The organism is Paenibacillus sp. GQ49 (assembly GCF_059759055.1).
Map to the genome: position 1 here is coordinate 160386 of NZ_JCAXEL010000012.1, position 15623 is coordinate 176008.

Annotated in this window: 11 protein-coding genes; 3 read left to right on the forward strand and 8 right to left on the reverse strand. The window is 48.2% G+C overall.

Annotated features, from left to right (window positions below; all coding sequences use genetic code 11):
- Positions 1 to 546, forward strand: coding sequence for a chromate efflux transporter ChrA (chrA, locus tag AC6CIF_RS20535; protein WP_498201351.1), 546 nt, complete (start codon positions 1 to 3; stop codon positions 544 to 546).
- 189 nt (positions 547 to 735) lie between these two features.
- Here chrA and AC6CIF_RS20540 read toward each other — a convergent pair whose 3' ends face one another.
- Entirely contained in the window at positions 736 to 3108 is a 2373-nt protein-coding gene (locus AC6CIF_RS20540) for an Ig-like domain-containing protein (RefSeq protein WP_498201352.1), read from the reverse strand.
- 211 nt (positions 3109 to 3319) lie between these two features.
- Here AC6CIF_RS20540 and AC6CIF_RS20545 point away from each other — a divergent pair, with 211 nt between their 5' ends.
- Positions 3320 to 3925: a methyltransferase gene (locus tag AC6CIF_RS20545; RefSeq protein WP_498201353.1), complete on the forward strand. Its 606-nt coding sequence runs from the start codon at positions 3320 to 3322 to the stop codon at positions 3923 to 3925.
- 383 nt (positions 3926 to 4308) lie between these two features.
- Here AC6CIF_RS20545 and AC6CIF_RS20550 read toward each other — a convergent pair whose 3' ends face one another.
- From AC6CIF_RS20550 to AC6CIF_RS20575, 6 genes are all read right to left on the reverse strand, one after another.
- Positions 4309 to 5445 carry a glycoside hydrolase family 88 protein gene (locus AC6CIF_RS20550; protein WP_498201354.1) on the reverse strand — a complete coding sequence of 379 codons (1137 nt, stop codon included), beginning with the start codon at positions 5443 to 5445 and terminating at the stop codon, positions 4309 to 4311.
- Between the two features lie 200 nt (positions 5446 to 5645).
- A complete protein-coding gene (locus AC6CIF_RS20555; RefSeq protein WP_498201355.1) occupies positions 5646 to 7598 on the reverse strand; it encodes a glycosyl hydrolase in 1953 nt (650 codons plus the stop codon).
- Entirely contained in the window at positions 7591 to 9582 is a 1992-nt protein-coding gene (locus AC6CIF_RS20560; RefSeq protein ID WP_498201356.1) for a heparinase II/III domain-containing protein, read from the reverse strand. Before AC6CIF_RS20560 ends, AC6CIF_RS20555 begins: the two co-directional genes overlap by 8 nt.
- A 298-nt stretch (positions 9583 to 9880) precedes the next feature.
- The gene (locus AC6CIF_RS20565; RefSeq protein WP_498201357.1) at positions 9881 to 10537 is read right to left on the reverse strand and encodes an SGNH/GDSL hydrolase family protein; all 657 of its coding nucleotides are present in this window, start codon (positions 10535 to 10537) and stop codon (positions 9881 to 9883) included.
- Positions 10538 to 10670: 133 nt separating this feature from the next.
- Positions 10671 to 11000 carry an AzlD domain-containing protein gene (locus tag AC6CIF_RS20570; RefSeq protein ID WP_076319591.1) on the reverse strand — a complete coding sequence of 110 codons (330 nt, stop codon included), beginning with the start codon at positions 10998 to 11000 and terminating at the stop codon, positions 10671 to 10673.
- The gene (locus tag AC6CIF_RS20575; RefSeq protein ID WP_223199960.1) at positions 10991 to 11695 is read right to left on the reverse strand and encodes an AzlC family ABC transporter permease; all 705 of its coding nucleotides are present in this window, start codon (positions 11693 to 11695) and stop codon (positions 10991 to 10993) included. The genes AC6CIF_RS20570 and AC6CIF_RS20575 overlap by 10 nt, the downstream gene beginning before the upstream one ends.
- 446 nt (positions 11696 to 12141) lie before the next feature.
- On the opposite strand from AC6CIF_RS20575, the gene AC6CIF_RS20580 reads away from it, so the two are divergent.
- Complete coding sequence (locus AC6CIF_RS20580; RefSeq protein ID WP_498201358.1) at positions 12142 to 14142, forward strand: methyl-accepting chemotaxis protein; 2001 nt, start codon at positions 12142 to 12144, stop codon at positions 14140 to 14142.
- Positions 14143 to 14333: 191 nt separating this feature from the next.
- Here the strand turns inward: AC6CIF_RS20580 and AC6CIF_RS20585 are convergent, their stop codons facing one another.
- Entirely contained in the window at positions 14334 to 15530 is a 1197-nt protein-coding gene (locus AC6CIF_RS20585; protein ID WP_498201359.1) for a DUF2087 domain-containing protein, read from the reverse strand.
- Between the last annotated feature and the right edge of the window lie 93 nt (positions 15531 to 15623).

The following is a 15623-nucleotide window of genomic DNA, read 5'->3' on the forward strand; positions in this document are numbered from 1 at the left end:
ATGCTCCAGACCTGGTGGGAATTATTTTGGGGATTTTTCGTAGCGAACATCTTGGGATATGGGGGCGGTCCGGCTTCCATTCCGCTTATGCAGGAAGAGATTGTGAACCATTACCAATGGATGACCACAGAGCAATTCGGTGATGTACTGGCGATTGGTAACGCCCTTCCCGGCCCGATTGCAACCAAAATTGCTGCATTTGTCGGGTACCACGTAGCAGGCTGGTTTGGAGCATTTATCGCAAGTTTTGCCACAATCGTACCTTCCGCAACCGCACTAATTATATTACTTCGTCTATTGAACAAACATCGCACGTCACCGAAAGTCAGAGGCATGACCCTACTCGTGCAACCTGTTATCGCTGTACTCATGATTCTGCTTACATGGGAATTCGGGAAGCTATCCACTGATTCCATCGGTATCTGGCAGACGTTGATCATAGCAGGCATCTCGCTCTGGGTTATGACCAAGACCAAGCTGCATCCAGCCATTCTGATCGTGATCGCTTTTGCCTATGGTGCGCTGGTACTGTCTCACACGATGTAGTTATACAAACATACAGGGAACGTCACAGAATCTCTTGGATATACATCTGTAATAAAGTGGTGTATGCAAGGGTTCTGGACGTTTCTTTTTTTAGATTAGGTTATATACAAAAAAAACGGTGATACCCGCTATTAAGCTGGGCATCACCGTTTTTATTTACGCATTTCACACTCACATTTGGAAAAGCAATTACTTCGCTTCAACCACTACCGTTACTTTGGTTTTCACACCTGCAAATGTCACCGTAATTGTTGCCTTACCTTTGCCGTTCGCCTGAATAATACCATCTTTCACCGATGCTGTTGCAATACGGGAAGATTTCCAGAGAGCCGGTCTGGATACATTAGCTTCACTGCCATCGGCATACGTTGCAGTTGCAGCCACGGTTACCTTTTCACCTGGTTTCATGGTCAACGTTACTTTATCCGTCTGCAAATATTTCAGTGTATCCACATCTACAGCAATCGTTACAGACTTGCTACCGTATTTGGCTGTGATTTTGGCTTTGCCTGAACCTGTAGCTTTGACTTTACCTTTGGTCACTTGAGCTACTTTGTAGCTGTTCGTTTTCCATTCAGCTTTGTCAGAAACATCACGCTCGCTACCGTCGCTCAAGATAGCCGTTACCGTCAGATCAGCTGTATCGCCTGATTTCAGGGAAAGAGCAAGCTCGGAAGCTTCAATACGTGAGATGACATCCACTTCAACCTGAATGGTCACTTTTTTGGAGCCGTATTCGGCTGTGATGTTGGCTTTACCACTGCTGTTACCTGTGATCACACCTTTTTTCACATCCGCTACACGTGCATTGCTGGATTTCCAGGTTGCTTCGGATGTTACATCCAACGTGTTGCCGTCCTCATCCGTACCTGTTAGAAGGATCGTCTGAGTTTCTTTGGCAGACAGAACAACAAAATTCACATCTGCTTCCAGTCCACTAGCCATACCTACTTCAACAGATAGAGTCAGTGTTTTACCTTCAATCTTCGCTGTGATGGTTGCCTTACCTGTGGCAACACCTGTGATAACCCCGTTGCTATCTACCTCAGCGATTTTGTCGCTGCTGCTGCTCCAGGTTGCATCTTCGGATACATCTTTGGATGTTTCACCATACAACGCCAGCACTTTGGCCGAAGTCGTTCCACCAACAGCTACCGATGCTTTTTTCTTATCCATCTCATACTTGTCTGCTACGTCTACATTCACTGTGAATTTAACCGTTTTACCACCATAAGCTACAGTAATCGTAGCCGTACCGGATTTGTATGCAATCAGATCGCCGTTAGATACATATACGACATCTGGATTGCTTGAAGTCCATGTTGCTTTGGAAGTTACATTTTCTGTGCTTGCATCAATATACTCTGCATTGGCTACCAATTTTTTGGACTTGTTCTCACCTGTAACACTCATGGCGAGCTTGTCAGTCACATCTTTGATATCCAGATATCTTGCCGTATCTACATCCACAGCAACTTCTACGGTTTTACCACTGTAGGTTGCTTTGATCGTTGTTGAACCTGCGCTAATGGCTGTGATCTGTCCCTTGAATACCGTTGCAACCTTCTCGTTACTGGATGTCCATGTTGCTTGATCCGTTACATTCACATCGCTACTGTTTGGATAAGAAGCCGTTACAACGACATTAGCCGTCTTGGATGTCTCGCTCAAACGGAAGAAAATACTTTGTTTCTCCACACTCAGCTTGCTGGTCAGATCTACATCCACGTCAACGGAAACTGATTTCGTACCGTATTTGGCTGTGATCTTGGCAGAACCTGCAGAGTAACCTGTAATTTCGCCTTTGAGCACGTCTGCGACCTTCTCATTGCTGGATGTCCACTCCGCCAGATCGGTTACATCTTTGGTTGTGCCATCTGGGTACGTAGCCGTCACTTTCACACTTTCACTTTTATTCAACAACAGATTAACTTGCTGTTTATCTACATCTACACGTTTAACCACTTCAACGTTAACATCCACCGTCACGCTTTGGCTGCCAACTTTCGCAGTAATAACTGCCGTACCCGCGCTTTGTCCAGTTACTTTACCATTCACAACGGTAGCAACCTTCTCATCACTGGTAGACCATTCTGCAGTCTCGGATGCCTTTTCACTTGTGGTATTGTCACTATATGTTGCTGTCAAAACGATATCTTTCGTATCTCCCGTGCGCAAATCCAGACTTTGCACGTTTTTCGAAAGGGCTTTGACCTTCTTCGTTACTTTCACTTGAACGGTCTGAGTTTGGCCCTGATACGCTGCGGTAATCGTTGCTGTACCTTCCTTTTTGGCTGTAATTGCGCCATTATATACAGTTGCTATCGAAGTATCACTGGTACTCCAGGATGAACTGATCGTTACGTTTGTCGATGTATTATCAGAATATACCCCTGTTACCGTAACAGAACTGGAATCACCAACTTCGAGCGACATTTCATTCTTGGAAACCACAATTTTGGACAGTTCTTTATCTGCCGCAGCGGCCAAGCCTACGTTGGATATACTCAGCATCAACACCAGCATCATCACCATGTACTTGGTCAATCTTGGCTTTAACATCATTTCCCCCCGATTATCATCATTTTTTTCCTTATGTTTAATGTCGGCAAGTCCTTTCCAGATGTTTAGACTTTCAGGAAATTTTCAGGGAATTCTATGGAAATTAATTTATCTTCTATTCCTGTTTCAACCGATCATACCTGCGAATATTGCGCATACCTATGTATATTGACTGTCTTGAACTTCTTTTAACAGGATTGGAGGAAACATAATGCGTCAACCTTTTGATTACATCGGGTATTGGGAGGAAACATATCGTTCGGGTGAAACTTCCGGGAGGGGTTCATACGGGGTTTTGGCTGAATTCAAGGCCGAGGTTGTGAACGGACTGATTCAACGTGAAGGGATTCATCGTGTCATCGAGTTTGGATGTGGGGATGGCAACCAGTTGCAATACATGAATTATGAGGACTACCTGGGCGTGGATGTAGCGGCTTCTTCAGTAAAGCGTTGTGCTGCCCAATTTGCCAAGGATTCGTCCAAGAGCTTCATGCTGTATACACCAGGCCTATGGATTAACCGAGGTTTCCTGCAAGCCGATCTGACGGTCTGTCTGGATGTGTTATATCACATCACGGATGAAACTGATTTTCGCAATACCCTCTATGACATTCTGCACTCCTCAACAGCATGGGTGGTGCTTTACACCCGTTTGAAAGAAAACGGCAACCCCGGGATCGATACAATCCAGGACCGTAATCTGTTCGAATATCTCTTCGACTACCCTGATTTCAAAGTTCATGAGGTTATTCCGCAGCGCTATCCAGATCAATCTTCTGCCGACTTTGTCATTCTGAAACGTACACCTTCGAAGTGAAAAGCGATTTTTTCAGTAGAGAATAGCTAAGTCTGCACCCCAACTGGACCCGTAAGAATGAATATTCATAGGCCAGATATTCTTTTGTCTTCCTTCGATTATGTACACCATCCGCCTGTCCGCTCACCTTGATTTGTCTATTCAAAGCTCAGACTTAGATATACTCCGTCTCCAATAGCAGGGATATCGTTCCTGATACTGGAGACAGCCGCACGCGGACAGGTGATGATGGTTTGCTAATGACGCTACTGACAATAAATACTGAATATATAACTGATTAACTAGTTGAATCTAATGAAACAACTCAAAGGCTCACAACACTACGATCTTACTAATCCGTTCTCACCTTCAGTTCTCCCAGCCCGTAGTTCTCAATTCTTCTTTTAAAATAACCCCGAATGTCCACGCAGCTTCGCCAGCGCTTCCATATAGAAATAATCGCCGTATATAATCGGCACATTCAGCCCTCGCCCTTCCGGGTAATGCACCGTTCCCTGCATGATCAGACCTTCTTCCGCTGCCGAGTCGCCGGAGCTATAGTGCTCATGCAAGCCGCGGACGATACGCTCTCCCGCGGCAGCATAGGTTTCCCCGCGCGGCGACAGCTTCGCCAGCTCAAGCAACCCGCTCGCGGCAATCGCCGCAGCGGACGAGTCCCACGCCACCTGATGCTCCGCAGGTGCGCGGAAATCCCACATCGGCACGATCTCTTCGCCAAGCATGGCGAGGAAGAAATCTGCCGCACGCTCCGCTGTCTCCAGATATCGGGCTTCGCCCGTATACCGGAAAGACAGCGCAAACCCGTGCAACGCCCAGGCGGTCCCCCGCGCCCAGGCGGAACCTGGAGCATGGCCCTGTCCGCCATGCTCTCGCAGTTTCTGCCCCGTGTGTGGATCAAACTCCACCACGTGGCAGATGGACCCGTCAGCGCGGATGAATTCGCGCGCCACGGTGTCCGCATGCGCTTCCGCCAGCCAGCGGAAGCGAGGGTCGCCGCTCTGCTCGGATGCCCAATAGAGCAGCGGCAGGTTCATCATGCTGTCAATGATGGCTACGCCACGCGTATCCATTGCTGACGAGCTGAAGTTCCAGGCGCGGATGAACTCACCGCGCACGTGGAACCGGGCAGCGAGCAGGTTGGCGGCAAGCATGCCGCGCCGCCGTCCATCCATGCTGCCCGTCTGGCGGTAGTTAGCTACGCCACTAAGCAGCCAGATGAACCCCAGATCGTGATCCACCGATTCGGGATCACGCAGACAACCTTCCAGTTGCCGCTCACAGCTTTCGGCAATGCGATGTAGCGAAGCCGCCGCTTCACTTTCCGGCGCATCCCCATAGACCAGCCATAACAATCCAGGCCAGAAACCTGCTGTCCACCATTCCGGATCATTCCGGTCATACGTCCCCTGCGGGGCAATGTGTGGAAATGTATCCTTGATCCGCTTTGCATTCCGAATTGTCTTGGCAGCGCCCTGTTGCCACGCTTCCTCGAGCCATTTTACCGACGTTGATGTGTTCATGAACATATCCCTCCTCGATTCAATACCAGACATCTATGCTTGATGCTCCAGCTCATCCCCAACTTATCTATAGCGTCGTATGCCGCAACTGCAATAGCTATCCGTTAAATATCACTAATCATCCACGAATAACACTTTTAACTATGCTTCGAGCTGTTTTGAGATGTTTGGAGATCTAATGATCCTCAACCTGAACACCTTCAGTTAACCTCGCCCAATCGGATCGCAAATGACAACCTACGTGCTCCGTTCACTTCAATCCGGGCTTCCTTCAGTAAACCATTACGGGAGGCCACAGCCTGTTCCTCCAGATGAATTATGGCTCCCTGATCCAGCGCAGTGGATTCTACATACGCCCCTCGATACTCCGTTCGTACACTATGATCCGTATGGGTAATCACCGCCTGTTCACGGCCATCATGGAACATCAACGGAATGAGTGCCCCTGCTGCAGCGATCTCTCCTTCGAATTCATACGTTATAGTCAGCACATCCGCCTGTTGTACATAATCGGTACGCAATGTTTTAATTCCGGGTAATGGACCGACCCATGTCACGGCAAAAGCATTCTCCAAGGCGTTCACGCCATCTTCTGCCGCTCTTTCCTCCAGATGCTGCTCCACTTGGTTCCGTGTATCATGGTCCACCTTCTCATACACAATGGAACCACCTCCCTGAGCAGGGTCTAATCCAACATCCCGATCATATGCACCACCGGATGGAAACCCCTCTGCAAGACTGTGCCATACCCCATCTGGTGTCTTCCAGGCAGGACAGTAACTGAGCGGACGAACCGCCCCTTCGGCAAATTCCGTAAACCCGGCCTGCACATGGCTGGCAGCGGACGGACCAATCAGACCAGGTAACCCCATCTGTTGAATCCGTACCAAACCAGGAATCGTATACGGATCATTCATCGCCGTGTGTAATACCAGTTGCTGACCAGGTATGGAAGCAATCACAGTTTCAAACCACCCATCGGTCTGCAAAACCCTGCTGCCTAACTCGGAAGGAAGGTATACTTCGCTCACATCGTCTCCCGGATCACTCAGACAAGCGTGAGCCAGCGCTGCTGCTGTCCACAGGTTGTAACAGGTATGGTTGGTATAGATTTCATATCCATGCCGATCATCTGGCGCGTATTCATTGCGTACAATTTTCAAGCGTCCATCATCCATCTTCCAGCGCTCAACAGCAGCAAAACACCGATTGGCCGCACGTGCAAAAGCACCCGCCATCACCGGATCTCCCACCTCCAGAGCCTGCGTTGCATGTGTAGAACATACATAAGCTGCGGCAGCTTCATTCCACTGATGCTGGGAGCTGCGACCACGCGGTGGAATCTCACCTAGCGGCGAGAGCGACAGTAACGAGCTGAAGGCACCATGGCGCAGCTGTTCACGTAACGTATCGGCAGTGGTTCCCTCGTAACCAGCTTCAAGCATCACCCCAAGGTGATAACGGGTGGCAATATCATAGGAAAATGGACAATTCGGACGGTCCAGTGGTCCATCCTGATACAAGCCAAGGGCCGTAAACCGGGGTAGATGATAGGCTTCCAGATATCGATCCATCCACGCAGTACCCTCATTCGCCAGCTGTTCATGCCACCGCAGATATTCGCCAGAGATCATAATGGCGTTCCAGTTAATCATGCGATTGGGATTGTTCATCTTGCTCATCGTAAATACATAATCTTGTTCAGGACTGATCGTCTTGAGTGCCTCAGCCCAGATCTGTGCTTGTTCAGGCAGGTGTGATTTCAACAACATATAGGCTCTCATCATGAGCACCGGAAAAAAATCAGGGTGATTGTCTGGTGCGCTACCATTGACCACGGCATCAATGCTCTGTGACAGGGCTACCGCTGCGGAATCCAGCAGATCTGTACGTCCCGCGTCAACCAGAACAGCCGCAGCCATCGCATAGGCCGGTGTAGAATAATATCTCTCCACACCCGAGAACGGGTCGATAATTGCACCCTGGCTGTCCTGATATGGTGTGTAAGCGCGAACAACACTTTCAACAAGTGCCAACTTGCGCTCCCTATTCCAGCCGTCTGCCGGAGGAGGGCCCACTTGCTCTGCCAATGAACGGTAATGTTCGAGTTCGTCTTTCCATGGATACGTGGACGCGGATGTATATTTACTCACGTTTGCTCACCTCGGTTTCTCCCATTTTCGGTTCAATGATGAAGCGTACTTCACATACCGTTTCAAGCGGATTAGGGCGTTCTGTCCGAACATCCGTCTCATCGATCACACCTGTCCATGATAGTGACGTCCGATAGAATGTGACTGGGACATTGTCATGATCAACTGTGTTCATAACCTCCGTAAAGACCTGCCACTGGTTCGCATCATACGTCATATGGACCGTTCCATGTTCACCTTGCCAGCGAAGATTACCGCTCTTCACCACTTCAGGTTGTACTCTGCTCATCCATCGCTCTACAACGCTTGAACATCCTGCATCTGAATCATCCACCGAAGAGAATCGTTCTGCCGAAGACACCATCCTGCTCTTCCAATGAAAACGGTCAATCAGATGCAATTCTGCTCCATTCCTGCTACCGCCAGAAGCCATCTTCCAATGAAATTGGCGCGTATAACGAGCCAGTGAAGCAGCTCCAGAGTAAGCGGATGTCAGATCCAATGTTGTATTCAGCTCACCGCCACCCTCTGCCAGCTTTGCCTCTAACACATGGGCTTGCGCTTGTCGGCCCGAACTTTGCTCCTGGCCTTCAATGAGCGGAACGTTATGACCGGATGACGAGATGTGGAACAGCTGCTCTCTGCCTGGTGCAAAATACGCTTGGCTGTACAACCCTGCTCCTGGATCACACAGAATATTCTCACCACCGCAATGGATAATGAACTGCCCCAGATCATTATGGTTGTGAGGTTCATCGTTATGCCCGCCTTTAACGGAAATAGCCACATGAAGGGGTGCGCCGTTCGCATATTTTGTATCTGGAGAATCGAACGATCCTTTTGCAATCATCCAGCCCAGATTTTGAAAAATAAATCCTCGTTCAGCCTGCCCAGAGGCACCTTCATCACCGTACACTGGCGGATCGCTCCACATCACGTTCCGCAGCATATGAGCCCAGCGATCACAGGGATCATCGGTAAACAGTGGAATATGAAGCGGAAGATCTATCTGCAACCCAACCCGAGATGCAAGCAGGGAGAGTAGTCCGGAAGGAATCTCTTCCTGTTCGGAACTGTCCGAATAATTCACGAATGTGCCACCCGACAGATGAACTCGCAGTGGGAAGGCTGAGATGGCTGTTATTTTGGAACCCGTCAGCAGATCTAGTTCGCCCTCACTGTACTCACGAAGCATCTCGGCATAATAGGTGAAATAACCGAAGCCATATACCCAATATCCAATGCCTTCGGCACAGCCGCCATCCTCGCCATATCCGCTCAGGAATGCGTTCATACAGCTGACCGTATGGGAGATCGATTCCCGTAGCGTGGACTCATCCTCGAGCAGCAACAATGCGGCCATGCCACAGCAGCCACCACAGACTGCCGACCAATTGTGATCCGCTGTCTGCCAGTGGAACTTCCGTTGCTCCCGGTAAAGCGGGATGAAGATTCGCCGTTCTGCCTCAGACCTGATTCGTTCTATGACAAGGCGATCCAGACGCTCGGTGTGAATGGTCACAATTTCGGCCAGCATATGTACTGTCTCTGCGGCGAACAGATCGATGTTCCCATTCACCTGATTGACCTCACCGGTACCCAGATGCGCAGGCAAGCACCACGTATATTCGCCACACACATCCCATAACATTTCTTCCAGCGCTTGCAGTGCATCCGGCCTGGCAGTGTCTAATGCAAGCATCGCCACAGCAGCCAGTCTGCCCCTTCGATCGAAATAAGCCTCTTCATAGGCTTTCCGCTCACCCGTATCGCTGAACTGTCGATATAGACGGAACGACAAGGAAGGCATGGGTTCGTTCAAGGCACGTTCACCGTAAGCCTTCAAGTCTGTGTATAACGTAGCCAATTCAGGCCGGAATAACTTCTCCAAGAGTCTGTCGGCACTTAAGGAACTCCATACTCTGTTCTCAGTTCCACGTTGGTTTATATTTTTATTTTCGAATTCATGAATGGAATCTTCCACTGGATTCACCACTCTTCGTTAATGGATTGTCATACCCACATTATAATGTAATCGATTTCATTTTACCGGATATGATAGCACTTTTGAAGAATTATCCATTAGAACCCTTTCCACGACGTTACGTCCTTCTCCTTCCCAACACCAAAAAACGAAGAACCTTCGTCAGGTCCTCCGTTACATTCTGCCTGTCACTACAGGCTTTTTATGGCTATCTCATATTCTTAGCTATCTTATGTCCTCAACTAATCCTGAACACCTTTAATGCTGCTGCCCATATCGCAACTGTCCGCTGTTGTTATTACACAATCGCAAGCGGAGAATTCTGTACAACAGACAACCATTGGCGTGCAATCAGCTCATGACCTGCGGCGGTTGGATGTACGCCATCCCATAACCAGTACGCTGCATCCGCCTGTTTCAGAGCGTCATTAAACGTCTGCTGCAATGGCACCCATACAGCTCCAAATTCTTCAGCAAGACCTTGGGCCAGTTTCTGATATTGACCGATATACTCTTCCCAGGCTTCCCATTTCTCCGCGGTCGCTCCGGTTCTCAGAATAAACGGCTCCATCAAAATCAGCCCCGTATCCGGCATCACTTCCCGAGTTTCTTCGAGCAAATGGCGATACGCCCGTCCGAAACGATCCGTTACTCCGCTAGGTTCACCATTCATCGTGCGCCAGGCATCATTAACCCCAATCAGGATGCTGATCAGGTCCGGTTTCAGACTAATTGTATCCTCATTCCAGCGTGCGTACAGATCGGATACCCGATCCCCGCTGATGCCTCTGTTATAGAACGTCTTATGCTTGCCCGCCAGTTCCATACCCAGTTTGCTGGAGATCAGATACGCATATCCGTGTCCGAGAAAATGATTGGGATCATCATTGCGTGATCTTCCCCCGTCTGTAATCGAGTCTCCCTGAAACAATATAACGGATGGACTAGTACTCATGATTGAAATCGTTCCTTCCTCTTGTGCAAAATGGAAACACTGAACACCTCAGTCTCCATTTTATCCCTTTCGGTTAAAATAGAAAATAGCGTTTTCATAACTGAGGGTCGCCATCTTATGACTCTCCTAGCAATTATCCGATCCAATATCGCAGTATCATCATAGCCACAATACCGACCAATACGGTTCCAAGCAGACTGCGTGTCCAGATAGCTACTGCAATCGTAGGCAGGGATGCCCACAGAGCTGCATTTTGCGTAATCGGCACCAACTGGTTGTCCGACATGAACAGTTCCTGACCAATCAGCGCTGCCATGACCGCTACGGGTACATACTCCAGCCAGCGTAATAACCACATTGGAATCTGTATCTTGCTGAACAGCATCAGTGGCAGTACACGCGGAATAAATGTTAACAACGCTGAGCCCATAATAATCCAGAAAACATCCCATCTTACTTCCATCGTTCCATGAACACTCCCATCGTTGCCGCAATGACCGCAGCCACAATGACACTCATGCTGCCAAGTGAAGCCATGCTGGCGAAGATTACACAGACCACGGCGATAATAGCCACATTAATGTGTATTTTTTTGTTTTTGCGATGCACCAACTGGAGTACAACCAGTCCAATAAACATCGCTGGCAGGGCATAATCCAGACCCAGTCGTTCCGGGTTAGTGATCCAGCGTCCAAAGTACGCTCCCGCCATATTAGCCACGAACCAGTTCAGATATGCGGTAATATTCAGACCGTGCATCCAGCGTTCACTGAGCCTTTCTCTGCCAATTGCACGTGTCATCGCCACGCCGAAAGACTCATCGGTAAGCAGTGAACCAATCCACATATTTTTAAGCGGGGTCAGATGCCGAAAATACGGTGATACAGCCGCACTGAGCAGCAAATGGCGAAGATTCACAAAAAATATGGTGAACATGATGGCTACTGCTGACCCATTCGATGCAAGCATTCCTGCTGCAATGAACTGAGCCGATCCTGCATATAAAATCAGGCTGAGCAGTGCCGTTTCCGCCAGACTCAGACCTGCGGTCATTTCAATGACACCCGCCGCAAAGCCAATACTCAAATAACCAAGCAGGGTTGGGATACAATCTTTGACCCCTTGCATGAATGTAGCTTGATCCCGGACCTCTTCCATGTTTTCCCGTCCAGATATCTGTAGTGTACTTTGGTCCAACTTCCTTACAACCCCTCTCCAATTTCAGTCCCCATAAACCGATATATATGGATGTAGATCCATCCAGGTCCACTCTTCATGAAAACAACTTCTTTGTGTATTCAACATGACCAGGTACATGCCTTATGGATTTCACATTTTGCAAAATTCACTTCACATTAATTCAGAAATATACCACAAGATGTGCACTAAGGGAGAGACAGATTACTTTTTATAGAACAGATCTAATCCTAAATACCTACAAAATCGAAAAATATTTTCGCGAAACTCATAAATTATGTTGAATAAACGCGAAATTTGTCATACGATAGCACCAGAAACTTCTGGAAAGGATGGAATGAAATATCTTTTACCAGATGGGCTTGTCCACTAGACATGGGGATGGGTTACACAGAGGGGGAATGTGTATGAAAAAAATTCGTAAACAAGGGGTCAAAAGAACGATGCAGATGAGAGAGAAACTGATTTTGTCATTTGCCATCGTGCTACTCATTCCAACAATCAGTCTGGGCATTATCTCGTTCCAAACAGCCGATGCCAAGGTTGAAGAGAAAATGTATGAGAACGCGATCAGCAGTGTTACTGTACTCAACCAGACCATTGACCAGATTATTGGTGCAACACGCAAAAATGTTGATTTCCTGGCAAGTCAGCTGGATGCAGGCAATGTCGGACCCAATCAGGGTGATGAAACGGAGACCATCCGTACCTTGCTCGACGCGTATAAGGAAACCCATGATGACGTGGAACTTGCCTCCATCGGTACCGATCAGGGCGTGTATATTAACTCCCCTGTAACTGCGGTGAACAAAGAAGGATATGACCCGCGCGAACGCCCGTGGTATCAGGCTGCTACACAGAACAAAGATGTCCCTACCGTAATCACCCCCTACATATCAAGCAATACCGGCAATGTTGTTGCTTCGGTAGCTCAGACCTCAGCGGATGGCCATGGTGTCGTCTCTGTCAGCCTGTCGCTTGAAGCCCTTTCCCAGACCGTTAATTCCACGAAGATCGGCGAGAAGGGTTATGTCTATATCATTGATAATGCCAACAAAATCATTGTACATCCTACCGAGAAACCGGGGACCGAAGGAACCATGGCACCCTATAAAGATATTTTTGCACAGAAAAATGGAAGTCTGACCTATACACTAAATGGAAACCAGGAACACGCCTTTTTCTCCACCAATGAAACGACGGGCTGGACCGTGGTTGGTGTCATCGACAGTGGGGAAGTGACGGCATCTGTCCGTCCGATCCTATACACCACACTTATCGTTGTAGCGATTGCAATTGCGGTAAGCTCCGTCATTATTTTCTGGATTGTGCAATCAATCACCAAACCACTGAATCGCTTAGTGAAGGCATCTGACGAAATTAGTAATGGTAATCTGACCATCGAGGTTGCTGTATTAGGACAGGATGAATTCGGCAAGCTGAGCACCAGCTTCAATAAGATGAGCGAATCCCTACGAACCGTTATTCAGGACGTGCGACACACGGCTGACGAGTTAACCGCCTCATCCACACAATTGGCAGTCAACTCATCGGAGACAACCAAAGCAACTGAGCAAGTCGCCCTGATCACGGAAGAGTCCGCAGCTGGACTTGAGAAACAAACAAGCAGCCTGAAACATACGGCACTACAGATGAATGAGCTTGCTGGAGGTGTGGGACAGGTAACGAACAGCACACAGCAAGTATCCGAAGCTGCCATGCAAGCAAGTGAGCTCGCGGATAAAGGGAATGCGACCATGCAGACGGCCGTATCCGAGATGAGTTCCGTCAGTCGCTTTGTGCAAGGTATGGCAGATACTGCCGGACGACTTGAACAGCATTCCACATCCATTGGTGAGATGGTATCTGTCATTACAGATATCGCTGCACAGACCAATTTGCTTGCTCTCAATGCTTCTATAGAAGCAGCACGTGCAGGTGAGCATGGACGCGGCTTCTCCGTTGTTGCCAGCGAAGTCCGCAAGCTGGCGGAACAATCGAGCCTGTCCGGCCAGAAGATTGTAGAGATGGTTGGAGCGATTCAACAGGAGATTTCAATGGCCAATCACAATGTACAGATCGGGCAACAGGATGTAAGCAACGGCATTCGTGCCGTTCAGTTTGCAGATGAAGCTTTTGCCCAGATTAGTGAGGCTGTTGGGGTTGTTAATCATCAGCTTGAGAACATTGCAGCTGCCTCACAACAGATGTCTGCCAGTACAGCTGAAGTGGTGCAATCCATTGATCAGATCCATGCCATATCGGAAACCAATGCCGATGGAACGGAGAACATCTCTGCTGCTACGGAGGAGCAAGTGGCTTCCATGCAGGAGATATCATCCTCTGCTGATTCCCTTGCCCATCTGGCTCACAAGCTGCAGAAGCTGGTGGAACAATTCAAGCTGTAGTCGTTGAACTAAAGATTGTTTACACTAACACTACGATGACAGAACAACCTTCCAATCGCTGTTATCGTGCAAACGATTAGTTCAACTTATATAACAAGTAGTCTATAAGTCAAAAGCCCCTTTGCCATCATATTGGCAAAGGGGCTTTCGACTTATGAAGGGCCATGAAATTTAGAAAGGAAATGTCCCTCCTATTCAGTAGAATGCTTTTTATCTCCGTGATATCCTTGATCTCCGTAGGGCTCTAACTGTTCAAACCAGCGATTCAGACATTTGGCGAGTGCATCTTTGGGATCGTAATACGGGTTATCGTCTTGTTTCAATGTCTCCAGCACCTCGATCACAAACGCATTCTCTCCGTATTCATTCCATTCAGCCTGCAATCTTCGATTCAGATGGCTACCCATCTGTAACATAAACCGTTGTCCGTTAATGGTTTTCAGGTTAAGTGTGCTGTCGATATAAACTTTGCCGTTACGTTCATTCCGAATCTGGTAGACGCCCGCTTCCGTTTTGACTTCTTTGGCCTGTTCCTGCAATTCTTTGCGACGATTCATCTTCTCCTGCTCCCCCTTTGCTTTGCGCTCCTGTTTTCCAACTTCGGTGCTCTGTTGATCTGCGCGGCTTCCCAGCCAATACTGACTGCCGTCTGGCTCACGTTCCAGCAAACCATAGTCGACGAGATACCTCCGTATTTCTACGTAATCCTCATGAACTTCCTTCAGCAGCTCATTGACCTGTTTCTCGGAATATTTGCGCTCTGTCTCGAATCGTTTGGCAATTTCGATGAGCACAATATATTTATGCTTTTGCTGCATATGAAACGTCGTCAGCCGACCACCGGTACCCTCTGGAAAATACTTGTTTAGCACCTTCTCCCGATCCTGTTCTGTAATATCAAATGAGTTCGGATGGATCGTATGTTCATGCCTTGTCACCGGCGACACCCATTCGGCTGGAGCCTGTGTATCCTTACTTTTGAGAAGTTCCATTAATGCCAGGAATATTTTGGCCTGCCGTTCCTTCTCCTTTAATACAAACCGATGATTCCGGATCGTGGAAGCACTCCCGATGCCAAGGGTCTTCTGTACTTCAGCATCCTTCTTGCCTTCATAGAATTGTGACAACAATCCACGCTGGACATCAGACAATCCGGTTACGCTTTTATCCAGCTCCAGCAAATATTCAAATACCGATCCATGAACCTTCTCAATATGCACTCGCATATAACGGGCTGCCTCATAGAGCACCCCTTCTTCAGGGTATATAATCCCCGCTTCCGTCCTGTATCCGCAGCAGACACATATATAGACGGGGCCTTCCTCCATATAACCAAGCTTGATCTCTTCCAATGAAGCTATTTGCAACCAGGATTCCGATGATTTCATGTAAAAGCTCCTTTTTATCATTGTCATGGTCATTCCAATTGTATATTGATAAAACAAATAATATTTTTGTTTGTTCATTTATAGATATAATAT